Raw genomic sequence first — 26,096 nt, 5'->3', positions numbered from 1 at the left:
TGCTCAAACTCCAAATAACACTAGAAGACTAAAACATGCTCATATTACGAAAATTTCATGAAAATTTCATTAATAGTGCGTGTTCAAAAAGTCGAATTTCTAGGACCAAGAAGGTTGGATGAAGCTAGGGACTGAGGAGTGGAGCGTACGTAGTGGGTACGTGAGCACCGGAAGGCCCGGGTGAATTCAAGATTCGATGTCGAACCCACTTCTCGAATAACTTCGTTCTGGGAAGACGACTTTTTGAACAACCTCTAATAAGCAAATACACGCTTCCTCTGTTGCTTGCTTCTTCTCTTTCAGGAAGGATAAGGGACTCACTCCCGGGTATACTACAACATCATAGAGGAAGGAGGATATCCATGAAGCCGCTCTTCTCGTTCAGCAACACGAAAAAGAAGCCCAAGCATGAACAGGGAAATACCTCTGTTCCCTCATCACGGGCCTTAACCCACTCGTTGGCATTCAACTTGCAGCATCTGAGAGATACAATCGGGCAGAGCTCAGATGTCATATTCCGCCGCGTCAATGAGCCTGGAATCAAACCTGAAGTGGCCTTGGTATACATCAGCGGGCTGGTCAACCAGGACACGCTGAATCAGGATGTTTTGCTGACATTGACCAAGCATCCAGCTTTGCAAGAGCCGGATTTGTCACCAGAATCAATGCTAGCGAAGATGAAGGACGAGGTACTCGCTATAGGCAAAGTGTCCGAGTGTAAAACCTTCGAGGTCCTCCATGCCATGCTGTTTGAAGGACATACCATTATTCTCATCGACGGGACCAACCATGCCCTTTCAGCGGATACCGCAGGCTGGGAGAAGCGCAGCATCAGCGAACCGAGTTCACAAGGCGTTACTCGTGGGCCGAAGGAATCCTTCACTGAAGATCTACGTACAGGTACTTCCCTCATGCGCCGCCGGATCAAATCGGCTGATCTACGCATTGAAGAGTACAAGATCGGGCAGCGTACGCATACTGATATCGCCTTGGTCTATCTGAAGGGGATTGCCAGCAACAAGGTGCTGGGCGAAATCCGTGAACGGCTGAATGCCATCAATACCGATGCCATACTGGAGAGCAATTATATTGAGGAACTGATTCAGGACGGAAGCCTGACTCCGTTCCCGACCATACAGAATACCGAACGCCCAGACGCCTTGGCTGGGGGAGTGCTGGAGGGACAGGTTGGAATTTTAATTGACGGGACTCCCTTTGCCTTGCTGGCCCCCTCAACCTTCTTTAGCTTCTTTCAGTCGAGCGAGGACTACTATCAGCGCTTTGATATATCCTCATTCCTTAGAATGATCCGGTTCACATCCTTCTTCGTATCAATGATGCTACCGGCACTATATATCGCCATAACCACCTTCCATCAGGAGATGCTCCCGACCACGCTTCTGGTCAGTCTGGCCGCCCAACGTGAGGGCGTTCCCTTCCCTGCACTGATTGAAGCTTTAATGATGGAATTAACCTTCGACGTGCTGCGTGAGGCGGGCGTTCGGATGCCGCGAGCCATCGGTCCCGCCATATCTATCGTTGGGGCACTGGTACTTGGACAAGCTGCCGTACAGGCCGGACTGGTCTCCGCCGCTATGGTCATCGTGGTATCGTTCACCGCGATTTGTAACTTAGTGATTCCGGCACAGGTCATTGCGAACTCTATCCGGCTGATTCGTTTTCTAATGATGTTAATTGCAGGTTTCCTGGGCCTGTTTGGCATGATGTCCTTCCTGATCGTGTTATTAATTCATATGGCCGGACTACGCTCCTTTGGCGTGCCTTACCTGTCGCCAGTTGCACCCCTGACCTTTCGATACTGGAAGGATATTTTCATTCGTGCTCCGCACTCCATGATGAAGATCAGGCCACAGATCTTTGCCGCTGAAGAAGCGAGAAGACAGTCTTCACCCAGCAGCAAACATGCTAATTCAAGCCATCATAAGCAACCGGAAAGGTGATTTGAACATGGACTCCAAAATCAGCTCGTGGAATGCAGTGCTTTTGATCTTTAATGCGATTGTGCCCACGGCCTTTATCGTTCTGCCTACGATCATCGTGACCTATCTTGACCAAGATTCGCCTTGGGCGGTCTTGTTTGCTTATGCGACAGGAATTGGTATGGCTGTAATCATTGGGCTCATCATCAAGCATAATGAGGGTGCCCCATTTCTCGAATGGGTCAGCAAGGTCAGTTCCCCGGTTGTATCTACCTTGTTGGGACTGGTCTTATTGCAGTATTACCTGGATGCTTCATCCTCCATCTTGCGGGAGTTTGTTAATTTCCTTAAAGACAACGTATTATTTCAAACTCCGATACTCGTGATCATTGTTATTTCTCTTTTGATTGCTGCCTATATGGTTCACCAGGGAATTACCACGCTCAGTCAAGTCAATAGCATGATCTTTATGCTTTACTTCATCGTTCTGCCGATCTACTGGTTTGGGTTGAAAAATTATTTGGATATCCATCGATTGCTTCCCGTCTTCGATCATTCCTATCGCGAATTACTCTTGGGCAGTATGACTCCGGTTACCTGGTACTCTGAAGTGGCGATTTTGCTGTTCCTAGCCCCTTATCTTAAGAATCCCAAGCATGCAGGACGCATCGGTCACAGAGCTCTGCTCATTATTACCGTACTTATGACCATGAACCTGTCTGAAATGATCATGATTTTCGGGTCCAACTACATCAAAGCTACTTCCTATCCTGGCTTTATTTCGCTAAGTGTGGTGCATATCGGTAATTTTCTGGAAAATCTTGATATTTTGTTCATTTCCTATTGGATGCTTTCTATCTATTTCAAGCTGGGCATCTTCCTGTTTGTTACTCTGGAATGCTTCAAGCAGACGTTTCGCGTTAAAGAGAAGGAGCCCTACCTCATCGGTATTCTCATGGTCATTTGCGCTGAATGTCTCTACACCTGGAAGGATCCCTCCAAGCTGACGGCCTTGAATGCCGAGGGGCGTTTCCCCATCATGATGCTGGTGAATCTGATTCTGCCCACACTTATATATCTGTACAGTTTAATGGCTGGCAAAATAAAATCCAGAAGAAAGGAAACTCCATCATGATAAAGCCAACTTGGGCACGCGGCCGCAAAGTCCTGTACCTGGGTTTAAGCCTATGTCTGGCGGCAGTGACGCTAAGTGGTTGTTGGGATGACCGTGAGCTTGACGAGTTAGGCATTGTCTCGGGAACGGCCTATGACTGGGAAGATGACCAGTGGCGTGTCACCTACCAGATTATCAACCCCAGTTCGACCAGCAGCATGGGGGGCTCTAGTGGAGGCTCGTCGATCTCCCCACCTTTTCTAACTTTTACCGAACGAGGATCAACGGTGACAGAGGCTGTGGCCCGAAGCAATCTTACAAGTACCCGGCAGCTCTTTTTCTCCCATTCACGGATTTCCATCATTAACGTCAAAGCGGTGGATCAAGGGTTGCCAGCCTTGCTGGATCTTTTCCTGCGCAAGCCTGATGAAAGTGAAACCTTGTTTGTCTTCTTGAGCGAGCGGGAAGCCAGCGATGTGCTTGAACAATTAATGCAGGTAACGAAGAACCAGGGGATGGGCATTCAATTAATGATTCAGCAGGAAAGCAGGCTGACCTCCTACTATCCCGGAACGCGAATGTTTGAATTGACCATGGCACTGTCTTCCGACTCGCATTGTGCAACAATACCAGAGATCAAGCTGACGAAGCCTGCAGTCATGGACAAGGTCGAGGACACTCAAGTTACGGATTTACCTAGCCGTATTTCCTTGGGGCGCCTTGGTGTGTTGAAGGAAGACCGTTTTGTGGGATGGCTGAATACGAAGCAGGCATTCGGCTTAACCTTTCTGCGCAACCAGATCAATGCTGCCAGCATTCCGTTCTCTGCGGACCCCAAGAAAGAACAGAACGATTCGACCTTCTCCCTGCTGAAATCTAAAACCGTGGTCAAGCCCGTTTGGGACAATGATCATTTTGTTATGCAGGTTGGCATCAGGGGAGAAGGCATGTTGATAGAGACCGGAGGCAAGGCTGATTTGAGTAAAGCCAGCGAGTTAGCCCGGTTGGAGAAGATCATTGAAGAAGAAGTTCTGGAATACGTCAATGCTGGGTGGCGTGCCGTGCAGGGGCTTAATGCCGATGTTACGGAATTTGCTACACTGATTCATTCCAAATATCCAAAACGCTGGAAGCAAATTGAGGAGGATAACAGTTGGGATCAGGTATTTAAGGAGATCGAAATTCGTCCTTCCGTTTCCATAGACATCAATCGTTTTGGCCTTAGCAGCAAGTCTTATAAATCGGTGGAACAGAATTGAGGATTGACCATGCTGATTTGGATTATCGTCATTGATGCTGCCCTGCTGATATGGGGATTTCGGAAAATTAAAGGTAAGCGGCGGTTGTTAAAATGGTTGCTATACACCATCTTGATTGGCTGGAGCACTTACCTGCATGTATGCAACATCATCGGAGTGCCACATATCAGCTTGTCCACCCCATACTTGAATGTGTTCCAACCCCTTGGACGAGCGATCATCCGTTGGTTAGGAGGATAGAATCTTGTGAAAGAACATCAGGAGAGGATCAGTTCTGTTCAAATCTTCTTTATGGTTATTTTATTTGAAATTGGCAGCACGCCCCTGTTCCTGTTGGGCGGCAAAGCGAAGCAGGATTCCTGGATCGCCATGTCGATTGGATCGCTGGCTGGCTTTCTGCTGCTGCTCGTGTTCCTCTGGATTCAGAAGCGTTCTCCACGTTCAAGTTGGATGAACATTTTGCAGCGCGGGTTCGGGCGTATTGCCGGTACCACAATCGGGATACTTTACTGCCTTTATTTTGCCTATGAGTCCATGCGTAATGTGCGTGATTTGGGAGAGCTCGCCAAATTGGTGATGTTGCCGGAAACCCCCATGTTTCTCACCATGTTGATATTTGTAAGTATCGGCGGTTATGCCATTTCTAAGGGAGCGGAAATCGTGTTTAATCTACCTGAATTGCTGCTCCCACTGATGATGTTGTCGTATGCTGTGTTGATCACCTTGTTACTGACGTTAGGAACCGTTGATTTTACCAAATTACAGCCGATACTGGAGCAAGGCATCCTCCCTGTCGTCCAAGCTGCCCTGCCCGACATCGTTTCATTTCCCTTCGGTCAAATGCTGGTCTTCCTGATGATATGGCCCTTGTGGAATCAAAATGGAGTCCCTGTCAAAAGCACATTGCTCGGCTATTTCACCGTCAGCCTGTTCTTAATCTTCATGAACGTTCTCAATATGGCAATCCTTGGTCCAGCCGTTGCAACAACAAGCCAACTTCCCTTTTTGAAGTCGGCCCGCACGCTATCCCACTTTTTGTTCATTGAACGGCTAGATTTAGTGGTTACTATTTTGCTGTTTTATGGACTACTCATGAAGATGACTCTCTTCTTCTTCTGTGCTGTTCGTGGCATTGCTCAGTTGACTCAACGTTCGGGCAGATTCTGGGTAATCCCACTCGGCTTGCTCATTTACGCCTCTTCCTTCATAGAGCAAGGTTATGCGCAACACTTTGCCATAGGACTGGGGCCTAGCCTGAAGGTCGATGTGCTGTTCCAAATCGCCATTCCTCTGTTGATATTATCAATGCTGCTCATCCGCAAGCGTTCGTAACTTTCACACCTAAAAACGCAGGCAACAACTTGGATGCCTCATTTTTTTAAGGCAATGCCTTCTGCCCTTTGCGGCGCTTCGCAACCCAGGTACGGACCAATCCAACCACAGCTAGTGCGAGCGGAATAAGCAACAGATGTAACTGGGCGTAACCCGCCCACACACGCTGAATGATGTCGGCGACATAAACGGTGTTAATATAAGTATGCCAGGCAACCAGTAGAAAAAGGACGGCCATCGGCGTAATTAAGGAGCGTGTGTCGGTAAGTCCAAATACTTTCTCTAAGCCTTTCAGCAATGCGAGATAGAGCAAGGAAATCTTGATGAAGAATGTGCAAATCCAAATCGTAATTAAAATCCCCTCCAGCCGTTGCAGAAAGTTGCCAACATTGATTGTTTTGGCCAAGGCATACGTGGGGAATGTGGCGTTCTCCGCTTGCTCGATACCCAGAACCAGAATGCTCAGCACTACAACGATAGCCAGAAACATAGCTCCCAGCAACGTCCCTCCCAAAAATCCTGCTTCCGCTTTCTTTCCCCCGCTGCTCATTGGTAAGAACACCAGCAATACGATAAGCTCCTGGAACATGGCAGAATGATATCCTGCCTGGAGAGGGGGAAGCGGGCCCGCTTCAAGAACAGGCTTGATATGATTCCACTCGATTTGGGGTAGCAAGGCTAGCACCAAAATCAAGAACAAAACCACGATCCAGGGGAACATTAACTGACTAACCCGCGCCAGAATAACTGTACCCAGCCGAGCACACATAATTGCGGCCAGAAGAAAGATAATTTGCACAGCCTCGATGGGTGTCTCCGGCATCATTTCGCTGGTCAAGAAAAAGCCCAGATTACCTAGCAATGTGCCCGTAAGAATTAGGAAATAAAAGAGATATAGCAGAGAGAGCAGCTTCCCTAACCATTTGCCCATAACGGCTTCGTTGATTTCGAACAAATTCTTACCTGGATACATGCGCGATAAGATAATGTACAGGACCACCAGCAGCAAATTGATAAATAAGCTGAACAAGGACGCAATCCAGGCATCCTCTCTGGCAACATGCGCCAGCCCTGACGGCGTGACCAATATCGATGTTCCCACTGTAAGCCCGAACGTAAGAATGAGCATCTGTCCGGGGGAGATTTGCTTAGGTTTCATTTAGTTATCTCCTGACTTTATTTGGGGTTGAGCATCTTGAGAGGCTCCATGGCGAAACGAATCCAATCCAGCGGTCTGAGATTTGGACCCTCCACAAGATCATTGAACAGCCACGCTAGGGTTATGCCTAGAAAGATACAAAACATAACAAGATCACGCATGGAGCGGGCTTTAAGCAAAAAAGGGATTTGCACAGCTCCGGCGACTACCACCAGCAATAACAACACTAGTCTCCAAATCACCTACGCTCCATCTCCCTTCTGGCAGGCTGTACGATTGAGCCAATACGCCGAATCTCCGCGTCGGCATATACCCGAACCTCCATACTGCGGAAGCTATCCTCCCAACGTTCTCTATATTTCTCCCAGACCTTAGGATACTTTCGGTGTAACGCTTCTCCGAAGCCGAAAATATCAGCCCCGTATTTCCGCTGAACCTCATGGATGCCTTCCTCCAGCAGAGAAGTCAGCTTATGCTCCAAGTTTCTGCTGATTTGATCGATGGACTCCACCTTGCTCAAATCCACGGAGCATTGAGCTGCATCCAGGTTAGCTTCGGTCTTCAATCGTACGATGAACTGTGGTCGCTCTTCCTTGTCCAGGTGAACCTCCAGTTTGCTCCTTGCACTGGTGATTTCAACACCGATGATGCCTCCTCCCGGACACGGAACATACCCCGAAGTCATTTCTACTTCATTTAAGACATAATTCGTAGCCTTGCTCCCCGCCTCTCCCACCCAGCCAACCAGACGATCCTTCACAAATACCGCCAAGCCGGCATTTTCCAGCATCGTGTCGGGTTTGATCTTCTTCACGTTCTCCAGATTGTTGCCGGTTTTCGGGTCCCCATGAAGCTCGACACCTGACATAATCGGGTTTGATCCACTTTGGTCCAATTCCGTGATAAATTGTTGAAGTGTAATTTTGCCCATTGCTGCCCATTCCTTATTGGAGATCAATATGGAGGAATATAGCGAACTCGATGGAATATGCTCAAAGGGCGTGACGACCTGAAGAATCTCCGCCGCATCCATCCCTTTGGCCACCATCAAATAGAAGTCTGTACGCAACTCATGATTGCGCGAAATAAAGTCCAACACATCACTGATGCCTTGACGTGCCATCTCCTCACCAAACACCAGTACACGCATATGCGACAAATACAACATCCGCGGCGTAACATTAAGCATGCGCTGAAGGGCATCCGGAATGGTCTTGCCCACCGCGCTGTACGTAACGGCTGGCGAATTACCTGATAAACCCGACTGTTGCGATCCAACTTCGCTCGGATTCATCACTTGCGCAGACACCACATAGCCACCGCCTTCCTGTAAATCGACCCCCAACGCCATCACCACAGCCAATTCATTAAGCTCCTTCTTGCTCCAACACCCCGGCAAAATAGCAAGACTGGCACAAAGTATCACCATTAACCAGGCGTATCCCTTCATCCTCATTTATCCATCACCCGCTTATCGAGGTTGTTCCTTATATTAAGCTTTGCCGAAGTATTTCTTCGCCTCCCGGCGAGATACGCGCAGCAAGGTATCCTTCTGAGCCCTCCAACGAAACGGAGCCATTGAAGTCATATAGGGCACCCCCAGTGACTCTAGGCTACACAGATGCATTCCCAATACAATCAAGGCAATAATAATACCGTACATCCCAAATGAAGCGGATATCACCATTAGTATGAACCGCAGCATCCGGGCCGATATGCCAACGTTAAAGGCCGGAAGCGCAAAGTTGGCAATCGCGGTAATCGAGACGACAATAACCATGGCTGCCGAGACTAATCCCGCCTCAACGGCCGCTTGACCTATAACGAGCGTACCTACGATCGATACAGATTGACCAATGGATTTGGGCAGACGGATACCGGCTTCCCGCAGGATTTCGAACGTAACCTCCATGATCAAAGCCTCAATGAAAGCGGGAAAAGGAACCCCCTCCCGTTGACCGATCAGGCTCACCAGCAGATTAGTAGGGATCATTTCCTGATGGAAGGTAGTAATGGCGATGTACACTGATGGTGTCAACAAGGCGATACCGAAGCAGAGGTAACGGAGAAGCCGGACCATACTGGCAAAATCGCCACGCTGATAGTAGTCTTCACTGGACTGGAAGAATTGCGGGAACAGAGCCGGAACGGCAAGTACAAAAGGAGAACCCTCCACAAATATGGCGATGCGCCCCTCCAGAATCGTTGAGGCGATGACATCTGGACGCTCTGAATTATATACTGTCGGAAATGGGCTATATCGCCGATCCTGAATCATTTCTTCAATATAGTTACTTTCAAGAATGCTCTCCAATTCAATCGCGTCCAGCCTTCTTCTTAATTCCTCCAGAACACCCTGATCCGCTACTCCCTCCAGATACATTACGGCTACATCCGTTTGAGTCATTTCACCCAGCCTACGTTCTTCAATTCTCAACCCGGGGTTCTGAATTCTTCGACGAACCAGTGCCGTGTTCTCACGCAGCGATTCGGTAAATCCTTCCCGCGGGCCACGAACCACAGATTGCGAGGTAGCCTCCTCTACGCCGCGCTGCTTCAAATCACGGGTGCCCACACTAATCGCACATGAAGCCCCATCTATGTAAACGATAGTATCGCCGGATAGAAGCTCGGCAGTTACCTGCGAATAAGAATTGACGCCAGCTACCCGGCCCAGCGGAATCATCTCCGTTCGCAATACCTCAAGATATCCTGCTGGAGAATGCTCCTGAGGCGCAAGCCTACTCTCGTGATCCAATATAGCTTCCAGTAGATATCTTGGCTCCGCCATACCGTCCACGTACACAATGACCGCTTGAATTCCCCACAGCATCATTTCCCGGTAAATAATGTCCGGACTCTTACCCAACATCCGCTGCACATCTTCGGTAAAATGGTTAATATCGGCCGCAATCTCTTCCTCTTTCTGTGCTGTGTGCTTTGGCCCCTTCGGCATATCGTTTCCTGCCTTTCTTTTCTTCCTATTATCACCCGTTACGAGCTTCGTATGCATAAATGAACCAGGCAACACAAATAGTCCCGCCCTCTCCCGGACGGGACTATCTTGTCACATCATTCTATCAGAAAGCTACAAGACGGCGGATGTTCCTCCGTCAATATTGACCGCTGTCCCCGTAACGTAAGAGGCGGCTGGCGATACAAGAAAAGTAATCACTCGCGCGGCTTCCTCCGTCTGGCCAATACGGCGGAGCGGTATACCGTGACGCGGATCGGCGGCGAACTGCTCCCAAGTGAGTTGGGGAGCGACCTGCTGCCATCTGCGTTCAATTTGAGCACTGCGTATCAAGCCGATGCAGACGGCATTTACGCGAATGTTATCGCCCGCCAGGTCCTTGCTCATTGCTTTGGTCAAGGCCAGGCCCGCTGAGCGGCTGACAGAGGTAGGCAGCGAGGAAGCTCCCGGCGTTTTGCCGCCAATAGCGGTCACGTTCAGAATGGAGCCCCCGCCAGCCTTCCGCATATGCGGGATTGCGGCCCGGGCAAAATGAATTCCTCCGAACAGCTTAAGATCCAAATCCGCAGTCCAGGCTGCTGTATCAACCTGATCAAAGGGCTGGGCAGCGGAAGTGCCCGCGTTGTTCACCAGAATGTCGATACCACCGAGTTCTCTGGCTACCCGTTCGACAGCGCGAATTGCCTCCGCTTCCTGGGAGACATCTGCCGTGATGAGTAGTGGCGCTATTCCCGTTCGCTCCCTGATGAGATCAGCCGCCTCTTGCAACGGCCCTTCGTTCCGGGCCACGATAGCAACCAAGGCTCCCTCCTCGGCCAGCAGCAATGCTGTGGCCCGGCCAATTCCCTGACTGCCGCCGGTAATGATGGCCCGCTTGCCACGTAAGCCTAAATCCATGCTCCATTCCTCCTTAGACCTCTAGCTCTCAAATTTGCTTTAACCCCTAGCTTTCACGTATGCGGCTTTGTAATCCGCAGCCTTGCGGGCAATCAGCGAGAAGTTCTGCTGTTTGATCGCTTCGCTGGTCAGATCCGACCCGATCCCGACGGCAACCGCACCCGCAGCAACCCACTCGCCAAGATTATCGAGCGACACGCCGCCGGTAGGCATAATGTTTGCTTGCGGCAATGGACCCTTGATGGCCTTAATCATGGATGGATCATACAGATTGCCCGGGAAGAGCTTCACAATATCTGCGCCCAGCTCAAGCGCTTCTTGAATCTCCTTAATTGTCATGCACCCTGGCATGACCGGCACACGATACCGATTGCACAAAGCAACCGTCGCCGGATTCAAAGATGGGCCTACCACGAATGTCGCCCCGCTCAATATAGCTGCCCGAGCCGTCTCGGGATCAAGCACTGTTCCTACGCCGATGATGGCATAAGCCGACTCCTCCTCAGCATCCCAGGCATATTTGCGGGACAATTTCTCAATGGCCTGCAAAGCAAATGGAGTCGTCATCGTTATCTCAATAACCTTGATCCCGCCGGCAATCGCTTGCTCGGCCATCAACACAATTTCTTCGGGAGAGTTGCCACGCAATACGGCGACAACGCCTTCCTCCACAATTTTCTGAACAAGTTGCAGCTTCTTCATCTGACATTCCTCTTTTCCCTATGAAATATATGTAACCCTATTCATGATGAATGAATAGCACGCCATTTCCGTTGTCTTGCCCAATATATCATTCGCTGCAAACGGCTATTCTCCTTCTGGAATCACACGCCTGAACTACCTTTTTCAGTGCCTGATTATCTTCTATTGTAAATATTTATTATTTCCCTGTCAGTGTGTAAAGCACTTGTCAAATAAACCAAAAGAGATTAATATGAACATATATAAACAAAATAAACATAAACGAACATAAAGAGGAGGTTTTTCGTATGGAACGGCGTTATGCTTCCCATCCGAATGAGGTTAAGGCATTTGATACCAAGCGATTGCGTGAGGAGTTCCATGTTCCTAAGCTGTTCACTCCGAACCATCTGGAACTGGTACTGACTCATGAAGATCGTTTCATTATCGGCGGAGCCGCACCGGTGGATCAAGAGGTCAAGCTGGAGACAGACTTGAAGGAACTAGGTGTATCTTTCTTTCTGGAACGGCGTGAACTTGGCGCTATCAATGTAGGGGGACCCGGGCTGGTTGCTGTCGACGGCAAAGAGTATGAGCTGAACAATAAGGATTGTTTGTATGTCGGTCAAGGCTCGAAGGAAGTAATCTTCAAAAGTAAGGATACCGCTAATCCAGCCAGATTCTACTTGAATTCGGCTCCGGCACACCAAGCGTTCCCAACTGCCATCACCACGCTGAATGACGCAGAATCCGGTGCCCTGGGCTCTATCCAGAACTCTAACGAGCGGACGATACACCGTTTCATTCATGAGACGGGCATTCAAAGTGCACAACTGGTTATGGGCATGACTCAACTCAAGACCGGCAACATGTGGAACACGATGCCTGCCCATGTCCATCCCCGCCGTATGGAAGCTTATATGTACTTTGATCTGCCCGAGGATGCCGTTGTATTCCATCTCATGGGCGAGCCTGATGAGACCCGCCACATCGTGATGCACAATGAACAGGCCGTGATTTCTCCAAGTTGGTCGATTCATAGCGGAGTAGGCACCAGCAATTATACCTTTATCTGGGGAATGGCCGGCGATAACAAGGCATATGCGGACATGGACAGCGTTGCGATGAAGGATTTAAAATAAGGGCATTACCTGATGGAAGAGTGAAGTAGATATGAGCCAAATTCGACGGCACGAGAAAATTATGGAGGTTCTGCTGACGCACAAAGAAGTAACAGTGGCAGAATTAAGCGAACAGCTAGGCGTTACCGGCAAGACCATTCGCGAAGATCTGGCCAAATTGGAGGAGCAAGGCTTGCTGATGCGGGTGCATGGCGGCGCGATACTTGCCCAGAGTGATCAGTACGGCATTTTGCCCTCCAGGGAGCCGCTAGCCAAGCATGGGGAAGAGAAGCAGGAAATTGCCCGCAAAGCGCTGATTCATATTGAAGATGGGGATATCATTGCCCTCGATGGAGGAAGCACTACGCTGGAAATCGCCCGGCGCCTGGACAATCGGCCGCTGACCGTAGTTACTAATGACGTCTACATTATCAGCGAGCTGGCCGCCAAGGACCAGATTCGGCTAGTCGTCCCAGGCGGATATCGCGTACGTAATATGCTCGCCGGGCCTGAGTCTGCTGCCTACATCCGGCAGCTTAACATTCAGAAGGCATTCGTCTCAGCAACGGGCATCCACCCGGAACATGGCTTGTCCATCTATACCGGGGATCTCATCGCCTTCAAGCGTGCCTTGATCGAAACCTCCCGCGAGGTCATCGCCGTTATGAACCACCAGAAATTCGGCCAGACGGCCCTACGTACCTTCGCGCGGCTAGACGAAGTGACTCGCATTATTGCGGATCAAGGGTTAACTGCCGAAACAGCCCGGTTATACGCAAACTCCAACGTTGCCATCGAATAGAAATACATGTGGAAGGCACTAATTTATTATTTGAAATGGAGAGTGTACGCCAATGAAACTGTTTGACCTGTCGGGAAAGACGGCTCTTGTTACGGGAGCGGCAAGCGGACTCGGACAAGGCATTGCTATCGGGCTTGCTGAAGCCGGTGCCCATGTTGTGAATGTTTCGCTTGGCAGTAGCGCGGAGACAGTAAGTAAAGTAGAAGGCTTGGGACGTAAATCTAGCGAGGTTATTGCCGATTTGAGCAATCATGATCAGCTTCAATCCATCGTTGATGAAGCTCTTCAATTGACTGGACAGATTGACATTCTGGTCAATAATGCGGGAATCATTCGCCGGGCTCCGGCGAAGGACCACCCGGAGAAAGATTGGTTCGATGTTATCAACCTGAACTTGAATACGGTATTTCTACTATCGCAGATCGCTGGACGCCATATGATTGAACGTGGCAGCGGCAAGATCATCAATATCTGCTCGATGCTCTCATACCAAGGCGGCATCAATGTTCCAGGCTATACCGCCAGCAAGCACGGCGTCGCTGGTCTGACCAAAGCCTTCGCCAATGAATGGGCTGGCCAAGGCCTTCAAATCAACGGCATCGCGCCAGGCTACATGGCCACGGACAACACCGCACAAATTCGCGCGGATGAGAACCGGAAGAATTCCATCACCGATCGCATCCCCGCAGAGCGTTGGGGAACCCCTGACGACCTTAAGGGCCCGGCGGTATTCCTGGCTTCCCCGGCGGCCGATTACCTGAATGGCCATATCCTCTGCGTGGACGGCGGCTGGATGGCACGCTAGTTCTTATAAATATTTATGACTGAAATTTAATGCGAGTTCAAAAAGTCAGGTTTTCAGCACCAAGAAGGTTGGATGAAGCTAGGGACTGAGAAGCGGAGCGTACGTAGTGGGTACGTGAGCATCGGAAGTCCCGGCTGAATTCAAGATTCGATGTCGAGTTTACTTCCGGAGCCGCTTCGTGATCAAAAGATGACTTTTTGACAACCTCTTAAACAGAGATTATTTGCAGGCAGCTCCGTATCTCCTCGACGGCGACTGCCTGTCTCCATTCCCTACGATATCCCAGGCAAGCACAAATCATTTCCGTGTTCTGATGAATCTGCCGCTTCCGATAATGCACATGCCCCATCACGGCGTAACGTACGTCATACTTCTCATATAAATCGGTATATTCTGTACTTCCAAGGAAGGCGTTGAAATATTCCCAGCGGGGATGCGGCATCGGCACCTTGAAGAAGGGATGCCCCAGCATATGGGTAACCAAAATAATCTGCTTGCCTTGATGCTTGATTAACTCCTGCTCTAACGCTTCATAGAAATAGCGATGCATATCCGCATTACTTCTTCCCCATTTTACATAAATACTGTCCTGCCACGTACGCTCGCCCAGCTTCATTTCCTCAAAATCAACCGTTCCGTATTTAGGCTCTCCCATGGTGTAGTCATACCAGCCGGTATTACCAATGACGGCCCATTGTTCATTCAATGAATAGGAGCGTTCACTTAAGCAGCCAGAGAAGGTTTGATAAGCTCGATAAATTTCCCACGTATCCGTAATTCCATTCTCCTTGCTCCAATAATCATGGTTGCCAGGAACGAACAACACCGGAATGCCGCTGGCCTCACGTAACCCCTCAAGAACCTTCAAGCTGATGTGCAGGTCATTGGAAATATCTCCGGCGATAATTAATTGATTCAATTCCCGTTCCCGGACAACTTGCAACAACGCTTCCTCGATGGCAATATCTCCTTGCTGTTCATTTAAATCAACATGAAGATCCGATATAATTCCGATGTTCATCCTGTCTCTCTCCTTCTGTCTGATTAAGTTCCTTCATATAGATGGCAGCTCACCATATTCCCCGTCGAGTGAGGCGTTAGCTGCGGCTGATCCTGCTTACATCTCTCCATAGCAAAGGGGCAACGTGGATGAAAGGCGCAGCCCGAGGGCGGGTCAACCGGACTTGGCAAGTCTCCCTGGAGTAAAATACGCTCGCCCGCTATCGGCTTAACCCGGGGAATAGAGGAGAACAAGGCCCGGGTGTAAGGATGCAGGGGTTCGTGGCTTCCTTGCGCTACATCCATAATCTCCACCATCTTCCCCAGATACATCACCCCGATGCGGTCACTCATATACTGCACAACGTTCAAGTCATGGGAGATAAATAGATACGTCAGCCCCAGGCTCTGCTGCAACTCCTTCAGCAAGTTGAGAATCTGCGACTGAATGGAAACGTCCAGGGCAGACACAGCCTCATCAATAACGATAAATTTCGGATTCAGGACAAGGGCTGCGGCTATGCCGACGCGTTGCCGCTGCCCTCCGCTTAGCTCATGGGGATAACGCTTCAAATAGCTCTGATCCAGCCCTACCTGCTCCAAGGTGGACGCCACGATGCTCTGCCTTTCCTCCCTGTTACCAAGCCGGTGAATGACGAGGGGCTCTTCTAAAATCCAGCCAATCTGCTTCTTGGGATTCAAGGAAGCATACGGGTCCTGAAACACAATTTGCAGGTCTCGGCGAAGCGCCCTCATCCCCCGGCGGTCCAATCCTCCAATATCTGTTCCTTGGTAACGTATACTGCCCTCTGTCCGCTCCAGGAGCCGGACCAGCATCTGCCCCGTTGTAGATTTGCCGCAGCCGCTTTCTCCGACTAAGCCAAAGGTCTCACCCGAATGAATCGTGAACGAGACATGATCCACCGCTTTGACATATTGCTGGCTCTCCCATAGTCCTTGCCGGGGAACCGGATAATATTTAACCAGCTCTTCCACCTCTACCAATGCGGTACTCATAAGCTCACCTCCGTCTCCATAGGTTTAGCCGCCCCTTCGTATAAATGACAGCGAACCCAATGGTTGACCGTTGACTCTGTCAGGGAAGGAACCTTATCTGCGCAAATAGGCTCCGCATGTGGACATCGTCCCACGAACGGGCAGCCGCCCCCGCGTTCAGCGAGAGCGGGCACACGGCCCGGGATGGTATGGAGTGGTTGATTTTTATGTCCAGTATCAGGAATAGACTTTAATAAGCCAACGGTGTAAGGATGCTTCGGATCGTTTAGCAGTTCTTCCACGGGAGCTTCCTCCACTACATAGCCAGCGTACATAACCATCACCCGGTCGCTAATCTCGCGAATAACGCCCAAGTCATGGGAAATGAACAGCATAGCCGCTCCGGTCTCTTCCTTCATGTCCCGCAGCAAGCTAAGAATCTGCGCCTGAATGGTCACATCCAGCGCCGTTGTAGGCTCGTCCGCAATCAGCAATTGCGGACGGCAAATCAGCGCCATCGCGATCATGACCCTCTGGCGCATTCCGCCCGACAATTGGTGGGGGTATTCGCGAAACAGCTGTTCCACGCGCGGCAAGCCAACCCGCTTCATCATATCCAGAGCAAGCTCACGTGCTTCCTGGCGTGAAATCCGCATATGAATCAGTGCCGTCTCGGCAATTTGTCTTCCAATGGGGACTAGTGGATTTAATGCCGTCATAGGGTCCTGAAAGATCATGGCCGCCTGCTTGCCCCGCACGTTGCACCATTCCTCCGCGCTTAGGCCATATAGGTTTGTCCCTTCCAGCCAAATTTCCCCTTTGGTAACTTCTGCCCCTCCGGGCAACAGCCCCATAACCGACAATGAGGTCAGGCTCTTGCCACAGCCGGATTCTCCCACAATTCCCAGCACCTCTCCTTCACGCAAGGCGAAGGAAATGCTTTGCAATGCCGGATATGAGGTTTTCCCGCCGGAGAAGGCCACTTCAAGCTCCTTTACCTCCAATAGTGCCGTTCCCATCGTTTCTCCTCCTAGCCCTTCTTGTTGTATATATCCCGAATACCATCGCCCAGCAAATTAAAGCCCAGAACCATAGCCGTCAGCACCACACCGGTCAAAATGACATACCATGGGGCATTAATAATGAACGGCTGCGCTTCGCTTAGCATCCGGCCCCAACTCGGGTCCGGGGGTTGAACACCCAACCCCAGATAGCTAAGTCCGGCCTCTGCCAGCACGGAGCCGGAGAACCCTAATGAGGCAGCAACTATTAAGGGAGAGACCATGTTCGGAAGGATATGGCGGATGATAATGCGCCAAGCTCCCGCCCCTTTGGCAATCGAAGCCTTCACAAAATCAAATTCCTTGTATTGGATAAACCCACTGCGAGCAATCCGTGAGAAGGACGGAATACTCATCAATCCAAGCGCCAGTATCGTATTATTCAGCCCGGGACCAAACACGGAGACCAGCATAATCGCCAGTAGAATGCCTGGGAAGGCCTGCATTGCGTCGATAAATCGCATAATCACCTCGTCCAGCCAGCCGCCAAAATAACCGGCCACAGCGCCGATAACGAGTCCACAAGTCAAACCGATGGACACGGAGGATACGCCGATAAGAAACGCCGTCTGCGCGCCTTCCATAATCCTGCTGAAAATATCACGTCCAAAATTGTCCGTCCCCCACAGATGACTGGCTTGCGGAGGAGCTAGCCGCATCGCGGTATTCATTTCATTAGGTTCGTATGGGGTATAGAACAGCCCCGTCAACATAAAGAGCAGTAGCAAGATAACCAGCAGACCGCCGATGACCAGCGGTTTGCTGCGAAGCCAGTAGTTAACGTTCATGATGGGTTCTCACCTTTTCAATCGAATGCGGGGATCAATCACCTTATATAACAAATCAACCACGAAGTTGATCCCGACTACCAAAATAGCAATATACAACACCAGCGTCTGCACCAAGGGCAAATCACGTGTCCCAATAGAGGTAATCAGCAGATTGCCCAGCCCCGGCAGTGCGAACACATTTTCCACCACAATACTGCCTCCGAGCGTATCGGTAATGATGAGACCGATGATGGTCACTACGGGAATCAGTGCATTACGCAAGATGTGACGGTACATAATGCCCTTCTCCCTGAGCCCCTTACTTCTGGCAGTTCGCACGTAGTCCATCCGGCTTTGATCCAGTAGCGTATTGCGCAAGTACCTCGTCACAACAGCAATTCCGGGAATGGCTAGCGCCAGGGACGGCAGGAACAGAGAACGCAACGCCCCCAGAGGGTCCTCTCCCCATGGAATGTAGCCATACGTGGGGAACAAGCGGAAGGTAACCGAGAACACCAGAATTAGAATAAAAGCAAGCCAAAAGGACGGCATCGCTACCCCCAACTGTGTCAGCGCCGACAACCATACCGCCGGCCATTTTCCGTCATTTCTAGCGACCAATGTTCCCAGGGGAACACCTATCGCCAAGGTTAGCGTCAGAGATAACAAGGCCAGCGATACTGTAACTGGCACCCTCTCAGCCAAAATATCTGCAACCGGTCGTTGGTAGCGTAAGGATTGACCCAAGTCGCCTACGACGGCATTCTTAATCCAGGTCATATAACGCTCTGCCACCGGACGATCAAGCCCCATCGTTTGCCGCAAAGCAGCCAACTGATGGGGATCGGCGTCCACGCCCAGAATAATCTGGGCGGGATCACCGGGAAGAACCTGAAATACGAGAAAGGTAATAACTGATACGAGCAGTACCGTAGTGGCTAGCATGATCAGCTTCCGGATATAAAATCTCAAGGTGCATGTCCCCTATATTATTCTTCCGTAAAATACATGGCAGCGAAGTCATACTTTTGTACTGGATACATTTTAAAGCCTTGCAGATTTTGCTTCATGGCTACATTCCGGCTAGGGTCCATAATGAACACGGCAACGGCTTGCTCCGTCAGTAATTCCTGCGCCTGCTTGTAGAGGTCAGCTCGCGCCGTCTCATCCAGTTCCGTACGCGCTTTTTCAATCAGACCATCGAATTCACTATTACTGAACTTGTAGAAGTTCTTCGCATAACTGGATTCATAGCGCCCTAGCACCTCATGCGGGTCCAGCTTCCCGGTCAAGCCAATAATGGTAGCTTCATATTTGGCATTGTTATATACATCCTCCAGCCAACTGCTCCACTCAATCTGCTTGAGCGTGGCACGAATACCTACCTGCTTAAGCTGCTCACTAATCACCTGAGCTGTATCCACATGGAATTGATAGTTGGAAGGTACCGTAATCGTCAAGTCAAATCCGTCCTCATAACCGGCTTCCTTCAACAATGCTTTGGCCTGCTCCACATTTGGCGCATAGCGATTCTCCAGTCCTTCCTGATAATACATCTTCATCGCCGGGCTCATGTTGGAGCCGAGTGGCGTGCCATTCCCGTCCGATACGGTTTGAATAATAACATCCTTGTCTACGGCCAGATTAATAGCTTGGCGAACCTTAACGTCATCCAGCGGCTTCACGGAATTGTTCAAGGCCATCAACTGCACCATATTTTGCGGACCCGACACAATGGTATAACCTTCTCCCAATTGCAGAGCGCCTTGTGCACTCACTCCAGGGACCATATCAATATCTCCGGCTTGCAGTGCCAGCACCGAGGAGTTGGCATCCGGCATGATTTTGAATTCAACGCGATCCAGCTTTGGCATGCGTTCCTTATCGTAGAAATCAGCATTCTTCTCCAGCACCAACTGCTGCCCCGGCTGATACTCTACGAATTTGAACGGTCCCGCCCCTATGGGCTGCTCACTTTGCTTGTCATAATCTTTCGGGACGATGGCTGCAATGTTCGCCGCCAGGAAGGCCGCATCCTGACCTTTGAGCTTAATGATCACGGTATGCTCGTCCGGCGTCTCCACGCTGTCCACACCAGAGAACTTGGACGAAAGCGGCTCTTGTCCATCCAGCCCAGCCAGCTTGGCGTAGGAATAATAGACATCTTCCGAGGTCAAGGCCGAACCATCATGGAATACAACGCCTTGCTTTAATTTGAAGGTATAAGTCAGACCATCCTCCGACACCTCGTAGGATTCTGTGATTGCCGGAACCAGTTCTCCATTCTCTCCGGCTTCAAACAAGCCGTCAAACACGTTATCCATCATAGAGTTCGTATCGGTAGCCGCAGATAGATAAGGGTCAAGATTGTCCGGCTCTGTAGCAATAGATACTCTGACCGTCCCGCCCTCCTTGATCTTCGTCTGCTCCGTCTCTGTCGCTGCTCCCGTATTTGCGGGTTGATTGCCCGTTGGAGCGGGCTGCGTAGCGTTCCCTCCACACCCTGTAATAATGATCGCTAGCAAGGTGACCGTCGACAATCCTGCAACCCATTTCTTGTTCCATTTCATGATGATTGCTCCTCTCCATGATCCAATATGTTTTTGAACTTATAATTTTTATAGTTGCAAACTCCACTTCAAGCCGGAATGTGCCAGTTCAATGGGACCCTTATAGTTGTGACCGGCTTCTAACTTAAGTTGCTGATGCTCTCCGTAATGTGGAAGATGCGTCAGAATTAAATGACCAACACCAGCCAAGCGGGCTACCTTACCTGCTTCCCCCGCCGTGAGATGTCCTGACATCATCCCCTTCTGCACTTCATAGAAGCTACTCTCCAGCACAAGCAAATCAGCATTTGAGGCAAATTCGACGAAGCCCGGACAGAATCCCGTATCGCCAGAATAGACAATTGACTGCCCCTCCGGGGACGTCGCCTTGATCGCGCAGCAGGGAACCTCATGAATGGTCTCCTGGAACGTAAACATCACTTCTCCAACCGTTACGGTCTGTCCCGTATCAATGGCGTGTACCCTGACATAGTCCGGATAAGCAAAATGCAGGCTTTCCGGAGCAGTGTCATACACATACACGTCCAGCGGCTGCGTCCGCTTACCAATCTGCGTCAAGACCAAGGCGGCAAATTCCAGTGCATAAGCATCCGCAAAATGATCAGCATGCGTATGCGTGATGAACACCGCATCCAGTTGCTCCAACTCGATTTCATTTTGCAGCCGCGACAGCACACCACTGCCACAATCCAGCAGCACGGCGCACTCCTTATGCCTAAGCAAGTAACCTGAAGTGGCTTCATTTTTGGCGGGAAATGCTCCCCAATACCCGATTACCGTAAGCTCCATTCCGTTCCATCCCTTACTGTTGTCGTTAAGTTCTACTTCGATTTGTGCATCCATTCGAAGCTGTCCTGGAACTCCTTGAACATGAATTCCATTCGTTCCAGATTGCCCTGTACCCGATCCCTATCCAAGTAGGAAACCTCATTAATGATGGCATTAACGACCGATAGAGAAGCCGTATAAGAGTCAAGAAAGCCTGTGGACTTGCACTCCGCCAGCAATACCAGGTCAGCAAGCTTGGCAAAGGGAGACAGACCTGAATCGGTAAGCACAATCAATTGGGCCTGCTGCTCCTTGGCTAATCTGGACAGCTTCAGGGTTCTGGAACAATATCTTGGGAATCCGCAAGCAAATACCACATCTCCCGGCTTAATGTACGGTGCGTATTCCGCAACACCCCCTTGAGGAATTAACTCGCAATTGCCTAGCATGTATTTCATTACAAAGCTGAAGAAGGCGGTAACGGACAGGCCCATTCGCCAGCCCACTACCCAGATGCGATCGGCCTGCAAGAGCAAGCGGGCCGCTTCATGAATATGTGACTGTTCCAACTGCAGCATGGTTTGGCGAATATTTTCCGCTTCCTGGGCAAAGTGTTTCTCCAACCAAGACTCCTCTTGCCGCGTTGTGGACTGAATGAAGTTATGGACAGCCCGCCGATCGTGTATAACAAGTTGTCTTAAATCCTGATGCATCTCTGAAAAGCTGGCATACGCCAACGCCTGGGCCAAACGGTGAACCGTAGCTTCACTAACGCCCGACTTCTCGGCAATTCGCTGTGCGGATTGCAGCGCCGCTTCTCGCAGATTACTCTGAATGTAGTGAGCTACCTTCTTCTGGCTTAAGCTCAAACTTTCAAACTGCTCACGAATGCGCTCCTCAATTCTCGACATGACCCTGTCTCCCGACTCCAGATTCCGATAGCTCCCCCGGCGTTGCGGGATGTCCCAGATAAGCAGGAAGCTCGTGGACCCCTGAGATGACCTGTCCATAGCTCAATTCCTCAATGCCCTGCTTGCCATAAGGATTAATGAGCAGACAGCTCATCCCGACCTGGCTGGAGCCAATATAATCGTCATAGTAGTTGTCACCGACATAAAGAGATTGCTCTGCCGTAATACCCGCCTTCTGCAAAGCATGAATGAATATAGCCGGATCAGGCTTCTCAATTTCCAACTCTGAGGAAATGACAATGATGTCCAACTCCTCGTCGAGTTGATTTTGCCGCAGGACTTCACGGGCAGTCTTATCCCAATTGGAGATCAGACCCACACCGTAACCAAGCTCTTTCAAATACCGGAGCGTTGGCTTACTGTATGAGAAGGCGCTCCAACCGGTAGCCTGTTCCTTAAGCATCGTGCGGTGCACTTGCAGCACCTCTTCAATCGGCAAACTCAGTTGCAAATAGTAATTCAACACCCCGATATACCAAGGCATATACGATCTACTATCCCTGCCCAATACCCCCCGAAATTCTCGCATAAACAGCTTGTCTGCCAGATGATAGGCAATCGTAATTTCGTTCAACGTTCTCACCACACCAAGGCCCTGCAGTGTTTGCTGGTAGACCTCTTCACGGTTCGTCTTCACCAAGGTGTATCCAAGATCAAACCATACATATCGAATCATAGATGCCTCCGTTTTTCTCATGTAGCCTTTCCTTCATCCACTACACAAATGTTTGTTTTCCTTCATCCATGACTCCATCTTAGAATGAAAGTATTTGCCCGAAATCAATTCAAATGATGACTTTCGTAAATGTCCCCATCGGCAAAATTTACTAAAGTAGCTAATTGATAGAGTTGGCAGTTATACTGTGATTAGAAGGGGGCTTATAACATGACTCAACCGAGAATCAAGGACGCACCTGAACCTCTATACTGGTCGCTTCTCGCCGATGAAGGTGGCGCTCTGCCTATCGCAGCCACGGCGAAGGGCCTTGCTTACGTAGGCTCGCCTCATCAGCCGCTAGCTGATCTGGAAGCCTGGGCTTCCCGCTGCTTCCCCGGCTCCCCGCTTGAGCGCAACGAGGATGTCCTAGCACCTTATATCATCGATTTAGCAGCCTATTTGCAGGGCGGGCAGAATTCATTCACTCCCCCCTGTGATGTGAAGGGAACCCCGTTCCAGCTTGCCGTCTGGCAAGCCCTTCGCGCGATTCCCTATGGACAGACTCGATCCTATGCGGATATTGCAGCAAGCATTGGCAAGCCAGCCGCAGTTCGTGCCGTCGGGACCGCCATTGGCGCTAATCCCGTTCTTATCGCCATCCCCTGCCATCGCGTGATTGGCAAGGACGGTACGCTTACGGGCTACCGCGACGGGCTGGAGATGAAGAAGCGATTGCTTGAACTCGAACAAAACGGCTGCTCCCCGAAGTAACTTCGGAAAGCAGCCGTTTATGTTTATTAGATATAGTATATAATCAATTTTTCAACATTGGATGGTTATAACAGCCTGGGCCGGATCAGCTTGACTTGCAGCTACCTCCACCTGCTTCACACACTCCTGGCCATTCGGTACAATGACAGGCGTAATCACGGGATAACCCGCTTGCTCGATTAAGGCCATATCGAACTCCAACAGCAGTTGTCCCCGGGTAATAACATCCCCGGTTTTGACATGTGCTATAAAGCCCTCCCCCTTCAGAGATACGGTATTCATTCCGACATGAATCAGAATTTGCGCCCCAGATGCGTGCTCCAGCATAATCGCATGCTTGCTCTTCTCCATCAAGTGAACAACCTTGTCATCAAACGGCGCAATGACTTTCCCCTCCGTGGGCTGAATGGCGATGCCTTCCCCCATCATTTTAGCGGCAAAAGCTTCATCTGGCACCTGCTCCAAGGCTACCAGCGTTCCGGGTACTGGAGATGGAATCTCGACTACTACCGGAACAGCTTGTTTCTTCTTCCAACCAAACACAGTTGTTTCCCCCTACGTTGATTTCTACAGATTTTTGGCGATGAAGTAACCTTCTCGGGTGGCATCCATCACATTTCTTGGTTTATTAGCGTCCCCAATGACAAAGGTGTCCGGTACGATGCCATAGAAGGAATCGATAAGTGCCGGTGTAGTTCTCATACCTGTGGAGAGAATTACAGTGTTTGCAGAAATGTGCTTCCGCTCCCCGGCCTCTTCATAAATGACCCCATCGGCAGTAATTTCTACAATCTTCACGTTCAATCTGGTATGCAGCGTCTCTTGCTTATCCATGGCCTGCCGCAAACCAACGCGATACAGGATGTTCCCGTTCTTGGCCAACAGATCTCCCGCCTCCATGATCGTAACCTGCTTGCCGTGCCGTGCCAGCTCGATACCAAGCTCACAGCCCGTGGAGCCGCCGCCAACCAGCACGACCTCATTCCCCACTTCATCCATCCGCGTGTAGACATCCAGCGCCCCCATCACATGGCTTTGCTCCACGCCTTTGATCGGAGGGGTGAAGGGCACGGCCCCAGTAGCCACAATAATGGCATCTGGAGACAACTGCTGAATCTGTTCCGGTGTTGCCTCCACACCCAGCTTCACCGTAACTCCTGATTTGCCAATCTGGGTAATCAAGTAGTTCATATAGTTGTACAAATCAATCTTCAACTCTTCATAGGCTGAGTAACGCAAGGCCCCACCTAGTGATTCGTGCTTCTCCAGCAAAGTAACTTCATGGCCCCGCTCATCGGCAACCAAGGCAGCCTTCATCCCTGCCGGGCCACCTCCGACAATTACAACCTTCTTGCTTTGCTTCGCCTTCGGCAATTCCAGAGGAACCATATCATAGCGCGTATAACGCGGGTTGACCGAACAGCCGACATTTTTGCGTTCCGTGGAAATATGGTAGCAGTATTGGCAGCGCAGGCAAGGAACGATATCTTCGTCCCGACCTTCCTTGGCCTTCTGCGGCCAGAACGGATCTGCGATTAGCGGGCGTCCCATAGCTACAAAATCAGCCTTGCCTTCGGCAATAATTGATTCAGCTTCCGCCGGGCTCATAATGGCCCCTACCACGGATACAGGAATCTTGACGTTACGCTTGACTTCCGCAGCCCATTCAACGTTTGGCATATGCTCCTTAAAAATCGTTGGAGCCATATGCACGTTGCCCTCATAGTTGATATCCAGCCCCGCCGAGATATGCACCATATCCAGCTTGTCCTCAACGATCTTGATAAACTCCAGCACGTCTTCGAACTCGATAGAGCCGTCCACAATTTCGGAAGCGCTGATCCTCATGTCCACAATAAAATCATGACCCACCGCTTCCCGCACACGATCAATGATCATTTTCGGAAATTTAATCCGGTTCTCGAAGGAACCTCCATATTCGTCAGTCCGCTTGTTAAATAGCGGTGACAGGAATTCAGCAGGGAGCCAGCCATGGGCGAAGTGTAGCATAACCAGATCAAATCCGGTTTCCTTGGCCCGCTTGGCCGTCTCAGCCCAGTCGTTCGCAACCTCTTCCATCATCTGCTCATCCATTGCTTTGACGATAGTGCCGTCCGCCCGAACAAGGTCTACAGGACCGATGGCATAGTCGTCCACACGAGCATATTGACCCGAATGAATCAGTTCCAGTGAAGCCTTTGCTCCCGCCTGATGGGCGACAATTACGCGATTTCTCGTTGCTTCAATCTGATATTTATCGAAGGCGTAGGGCTCGTCCGGCCGGGAATAGCTTGCTCGCTTGCGGCTGACGTTAACGCTACCCGTGATGATAACCCCCGCCCCGCCAATAGCTTTATCATGATAAGGCCCTGCAGGCGTCGCGATAATCCGGTTATTAAACACTGTATTTTTAATGCGGATCGGCTTGAATAGATTCGGAAATTTCAT

At 50.3% G+C, this 26,096-nt stretch carries 26 protein-coding genes; 9 read left to right on the top strand and 17 right to left on the bottom strand.

The features are described 5' to 3' along the window. Positions 1 to 362 precede the first annotated feature (362 nt). The 5 genes from BN3279_RS15465 to BN3279_RS15445 are packed head-to-tail and all read left to right on the top strand — an operon-like array spanning position 363 to position 5,645. The gene (locus tag BN3279_RS15465) at positions 363 to 1,961 is read left to right on the top strand and encodes a spore germination protein (RefSeq protein ID WP_059052077.1); all 1,599 of its coding nucleotides are present in this window, start codon (positions 363 to 365) and stop codon (positions 1,959 to 1,961) included. Positions 1,962 to 1,968: 7 nt separating this feature from the next. Next, positions 1,969 to 3,075 carry a GerAB/ArcD/ProY family transporter gene (locus BN3279_RS15460; protein ID WP_232436869.1) on the top strand — a complete coding sequence of 369 codons (1,107 nt, stop codon included), beginning with the start codon at positions 1,969 to 1,971 and terminating at the stop codon, positions 3,073 to 3,075. Continuing rightward, a complete protein-coding gene (locus tag BN3279_RS15455) occupies positions 3,072 to 4,313 on the top strand; it encodes a Ger(x)C family spore germination protein (protein WP_059052075.1) in 1,242 nt (413 codons plus the stop codon). Before BN3279_RS15460 ends, BN3279_RS15455 begins: the two co-directional genes overlap by 4 nt. A gap of 9 nt (positions 4,314 to 4,322) precedes the next feature. Next, positions 4,323 to 4,553 carry a hypothetical protein gene (locus BN3279_RS15450; RefSeq protein WP_059052074.1) on the top strand — a complete coding sequence of 77 codons (231 nt, stop codon included), beginning with the start codon at positions 4,323 to 4,325 and terminating at the stop codon, positions 4,551 to 4,553. 6 nt (positions 4,554 to 4,559) lie between these two features. Further along, positions 4,560 to 5,645 (top strand): GerAB/ArcD/ProY family transporter, encoded by a 1,086-nt coding sequence (locus BN3279_RS15445; RefSeq protein ID WP_232436868.1) that lies wholly within the window; start codon positions 4,560 to 4,562, stop codon positions 5,643 to 5,645. A gap of 46 nt (positions 5,646 to 5,691) precedes the next feature. On the opposite strand, the gene BN3279_RS15440 is transcribed toward BN3279_RS15445, so the two are convergent. The 6 genes from BN3279_RS15440 to BN3279_RS15415 form a co-directional block, all read right to left on the bottom strand. Beyond that, positions 5,692 to 6,804, bottom strand: a complete 1,113-nt coding sequence (locus BN3279_RS15440; protein WP_059052073.1) for a GerAB/ArcD/ProY family transporter — start codon at positions 6,802 to 6,804, stop codon at positions 5,692 to 5,694. Between the two features lie 17 nt (positions 6,805 to 6,821). After that, positions 6,822 to 7,046 (bottom strand): hypothetical protein, encoded by a 225-nt coding sequence (locus BN3279_RS15435; RefSeq protein WP_059052072.1) that lies wholly within the window; start codon positions 7,044 to 7,046, stop codon positions 6,822 to 6,824. After that, positions 7,043 to 8,260, bottom strand: a complete 1,218-nt coding sequence (locus BN3279_RS15430) for a Ger(x)C family spore germination protein (RefSeq protein ID WP_232436867.1) — start codon at positions 8,258 to 8,260, stop codon at positions 7,043 to 7,045. The genes BN3279_RS15435 and BN3279_RS15430 overlap by 4 nt, the downstream gene beginning before the upstream one ends. Positions 8,261 to 8,296: 36 nt before the next feature. Beyond that, a complete protein-coding gene (locus BN3279_RS15425; RefSeq protein ID WP_059054454.1) occupies positions 8,297 to 9,760 on the bottom strand; it encodes a spore germination protein in 1,464 nt (487 codons plus the stop codon). A 132-nt stretch (positions 9,761 to 9,892) separates the two neighbouring features. Further along, positions 9,893 to 10,675: an SDR family NAD(P)-dependent oxidoreductase gene (locus BN3279_RS15420; protein WP_059052070.1), complete on the bottom strand. Its 783-nt coding sequence runs from the start codon at positions 10,673 to 10,675 to the stop codon at positions 9,893 to 9,895. Between the two features lie 39 nt (positions 10,676 to 10,714). Continuing rightward, complete coding sequence (locus tag BN3279_RS15415; RefSeq protein ID WP_059052069.1) at positions 10,715 to 11,377, bottom strand: bifunctional 2-keto-4-hydroxyglutarate aldolase/2-keto-3-deoxy-6-phosphogluconate aldolase; 663 nt, start codon at positions 11,375 to 11,377, stop codon at positions 10,715 to 10,717. A gap of 287 nt (positions 11,378 to 11,664) precedes the next feature. On the opposite strand from BN3279_RS15415, the gene kduI reads away from it, so the two are divergent. The 3 genes from kduI to kduD are packed head-to-tail and all read left to right on the top strand — an operon-like array spanning position 11,665 to position 14,084. After that, complete coding sequence (kduI, locus tag BN3279_RS15410; RefSeq protein ID WP_059052068.1) at positions 11,665 to 12,498, top strand: 5-dehydro-4-deoxy-D-glucuronate isomerase; 834 nt, start codon at positions 11,665 to 11,667, stop codon at positions 12,496 to 12,498. Between the two features lie 31 nt (positions 12,499 to 12,529). Next, on the top strand, positions 12,530 to 13,279 hold the full coding sequence (locus BN3279_RS15405) for a DeoR/GlpR family DNA-binding transcription regulator (RefSeq protein WP_059052067.1): 750 nt from the start codon (positions 12,530 to 12,532) through the stop codon (positions 13,277 to 13,279). A gap of 52 nt (positions 13,280 to 13,331) precedes the next feature. Beyond that, entirely contained in the window at positions 13,332 to 14,084 is a 753-nt protein-coding gene (kduD, locus tag BN3279_RS15400; protein ID WP_059052066.1) for a 2-dehydro-3-deoxy-D-gluconate 5-dehydrogenase KduD, read from the top strand. Positions 14,085 to 14,292: 208 nt separating this feature from the next. On the opposite strand, the gene BN3279_RS15395 is transcribed toward kduD, so the two are convergent. The 9 genes from BN3279_RS15395 to BN3279_RS15355 are packed head-to-tail and all read right to left on the bottom strand — an operon-like array spanning position 14,293 to position 22,916. Continuing rightward, positions 14,293 to 15,105 (bottom strand): metallophosphoesterase, encoded by an 813-nt coding sequence (locus BN3279_RS15395; RefSeq protein WP_059052065.1) that lies wholly within the window; start codon positions 15,103 to 15,105, stop codon positions 14,293 to 14,295. A 23-nt stretch (positions 15,106 to 15,128) separates the two neighbouring features. After that, positions 15,129 to 16,100, bottom strand: a complete 972-nt coding sequence (locus BN3279_RS15390; protein WP_059052064.1) for an ABC transporter ATP-binding protein — start codon at positions 16,098 to 16,100, stop codon at positions 15,129 to 15,131. Next, complete coding sequence (locus BN3279_RS15385) at positions 16,097 to 17,098, bottom strand: ABC transporter ATP-binding protein (RefSeq protein ID WP_059052063.1); 1,002 nt, start codon at positions 17,096 to 17,098, stop codon at positions 16,097 to 16,099. Before BN3279_RS15385 ends, BN3279_RS15390 begins: the two co-directional genes overlap by 4 nt. 11 nt (positions 17,099 to 17,109) lie before the next feature. Then, on the bottom strand, positions 17,110 to 17,928 hold the full coding sequence (locus BN3279_RS15380; protein WP_059052062.1) for an ABC transporter permease: 819 nt from the start codon (positions 17,926 to 17,928) through the stop codon (positions 17,110 to 17,112). 9 nt (positions 17,929 to 17,937) lie between these two features. After that, entirely contained in the window at positions 17,938 to 18,882 is a 945-nt protein-coding gene (locus BN3279_RS15375) for an ABC transporter permease (RefSeq protein ID WP_059052061.1), read from the bottom strand. Positions 18,883 to 18,899: 17 nt separating this feature from the next. Beyond that, on the bottom strand, positions 18,900 to 20,480 hold the full coding sequence (locus BN3279_RS15370) for an ABC transporter substrate-binding protein (RefSeq protein WP_059052060.1): 1,581 nt from the start codon (positions 20,478 to 20,480) through the stop codon (positions 18,900 to 18,902). A gap of 48 nt (positions 20,481 to 20,528) precedes the next feature. Then, the gene (locus BN3279_RS15365) at positions 20,529 to 21,323 is read right to left on the bottom strand and encodes an MBL fold metallo-hydrolase (protein ID WP_082673099.1); all 795 of its coding nucleotides are present in this window, start codon (positions 21,321 to 21,323) and stop codon (positions 20,529 to 20,531) included. Beyond that, on the bottom strand, positions 21,302 to 22,159 hold the full coding sequence (locus BN3279_RS15360; RefSeq protein WP_059052059.1) for a MurR/RpiR family transcriptional regulator: 858 nt from the start codon (positions 22,157 to 22,159) through the stop codon (positions 21,302 to 21,304). Before BN3279_RS15360 ends, BN3279_RS15365 begins: the two co-directional genes overlap by 22 nt. Then, a complete protein-coding gene (locus BN3279_RS15355) occupies positions 22,146 to 22,916 on the bottom strand; it encodes an HAD family hydrolase (protein WP_232436866.1) in 771 nt (256 codons plus the stop codon). The genes BN3279_RS15360 and BN3279_RS15355 overlap by 14 nt, the downstream gene beginning before the upstream one ends. A gap of 189 nt (positions 22,917 to 23,105) precedes the next feature. Between BN3279_RS15355 and BN3279_RS15350 the strand changes: the two genes are divergently transcribed. Then, the gene (locus tag BN3279_RS15350; protein ID WP_059052057.1) at positions 23,106 to 23,648 is read left to right on the top strand and encodes a methylated-DNA--[protein]-cysteine S-methyltransferase; all 543 of its coding nucleotides are present in this window, start codon (positions 23,106 to 23,108) and stop codon (positions 23,646 to 23,648) included. Between the two features lie 51 nt (positions 23,649 to 23,699). On the opposite strand, the gene BN3279_RS15345 is transcribed toward BN3279_RS15350, so the two are convergent. Next, entirely contained in the window at positions 23,700 to 24,191 is a 492-nt protein-coding gene (locus BN3279_RS15345) for a PTS sugar transporter subunit IIA (RefSeq protein ID WP_059052056.1), read from the bottom strand. A 24-nt stretch (positions 24,192 to 24,215) separates the two neighbouring features. Continuing rightward, on the bottom strand, positions 24,216 to 26,096 hold the full coding sequence (locus tag BN3279_RS15340; RefSeq protein ID WP_059052055.1) for an oxidoreductase: 1,881 nt from the start codon (positions 26,094 to 26,096) through the stop codon (positions 24,216 to 24,218).

Source organism: Paenibacillus senegalimassiliensis (genome assembly GCF_001486585.1).
Lineage (GTDB): Bacteria > Bacillota > Bacilli > Paenibacillales > Paenibacillaceae > Fontibacillus > Fontibacillus senegalimassiliensis.
This window is presented reverse-complemented; position numbering and strand designations above follow the sequence as displayed.

Excerpts from the sequence above, each read along its gene's own strand:
- BN3279_RS15360 (WP_059052059.1), bottom strand. The coding sequence starts at position 22,159 with ATGTCGAGAATTGAGGAGCGCATTCGTGAGCAGTTTGAAAGTTTGAGC.
- BN3279_RS15425 (WP_059054454.1), bottom strand. The coding sequence starts at position 9,760 with ATGCCGAAGGGGCCAAAGCACACAGCACAGAAAGAGGAAGAGATTGCG.
- BN3279_RS15430 (WP_232436867.1), bottom strand. The coding sequence starts at position 8,260 with ATGAGGATGAAGGGATACGCCTGGTTAATGGTGATACTTTGTGCCAGT.
- BN3279_RS15420 (WP_059052070.1), bottom strand. The coding sequence starts at position 10,675 with ATGGATTTAGGCTTACGTGGCAAGCGGGCCATCATTACCGGCGGCAGT.
- BN3279_RS15390 (WP_059052064.1), bottom strand. The coding sequence starts at position 16,100 with ATGAGTACCGCATTGGTAGAGGTGGAAGAGCTGGTTAAATATTATCCG.
- BN3279_RS15395 (WP_059052065.1), bottom strand. The coding sequence starts at position 15,105 with ATGAACATCGGAATTATATCGGATCTTCATGTTGATTTAAATGAACAG.
- BN3279_RS15465 (WP_059052077.1), top strand. The coding sequence starts at position 363 with ATGAAGCCGCTCTTCTCGTTCAGCAACACGAAAAAGAAGCCCAAGCAT.
- BN3279_RS15380 (WP_059052062.1), bottom strand. The coding sequence starts at position 17,928 with ATGAACGTTAACTACTGGCTTCGCAGCAAACCGCTGGTCATCGGCGGT.
- BN3279_RS15460 (WP_232436869.1), top strand. The coding sequence starts at position 1,969 with ATGGACTCCAAAATCAGCTCGTGGAATGCAGTGCTTTTGATCTTTAAT.
- BN3279_RS15340 (WP_059052055.1), bottom strand. The coding sequence starts at position 26,096 with ATGAAATTTCCGAATCTATTCAAGCCGATCCGCATTAAAAATACAGTG.
- BN3279_RS15365 (WP_082673099.1), bottom strand. The coding sequence starts at position 21,323 with ATGGATGCACAAATCGAAGTAGAACTTAACGACAACAGTAAGGGATGG.
- BN3279_RS15440 (WP_059052073.1), bottom strand. The coding sequence starts at position 6,804 with ATGAAACCTAAGCAAATCTCCCCCGGACAGATGCTCATTCTTACGTTC.
- kduI (WP_059052068.1), top strand. The coding sequence starts at position 11,665 with ATGGAACGGCGTTATGCTTCCCATCCGAATGAGGTTAAGGCATTTGAT.
- BN3279_RS15370 (WP_059052060.1), bottom strand. The coding sequence starts at position 20,480 with ATGAAATGGAACAAGAAATGGGTTGCAGGATTGTCGACGGTCACCTTG.
- BN3279_RS15355 (WP_232436866.1), bottom strand. The coding sequence starts at position 22,916 with ATGAGAAAAACGGAGGCATCTATGATTCGATATGTATGGTTTGATCTT.
- BN3279_RS15415 (WP_059052069.1), bottom strand. The coding sequence starts at position 11,377 with ATGAAGAAGCTGCAACTTGTTCAGAAAATTGTGGAGGAAGGCGTTGTC.
- BN3279_RS15405 (WP_059052067.1), top strand. The coding sequence starts at position 12,530 with ATGAGCCAAATTCGACGGCACGAGAAAATTATGGAGGTTCTGCTGACG.
- kduD (WP_059052066.1), top strand. The coding sequence starts at position 13,332 with ATGAAACTGTTTGACCTGTCGGGAAAGACGGCTCTTGTTACGGGAGCG.
- BN3279_RS15350 (WP_059052057.1), top strand. The coding sequence starts at position 23,106 with ATGACTCAACCGAGAATCAAGGACGCACCTGAACCTCTATACTGGTCG.
- BN3279_RS15455 (WP_059052075.1), top strand. The coding sequence starts at position 3,072 with ATGATAAAGCCAACTTGGGCACGCGGCCGCAAAGTCCTGTACCTGGGT.
- BN3279_RS15450 (WP_059052074.1), top strand. The coding sequence starts at position 4,323 with ATGCTGATTTGGATTATCGTCATTGATGCTGCCCTGCTGATATGGGGA.
- BN3279_RS15385 (WP_059052063.1), bottom strand. The coding sequence starts at position 17,098 with ATGGGAACGGCACTATTGGAGGTAAAGGAGCTTGAAGTGGCCTTCTCC.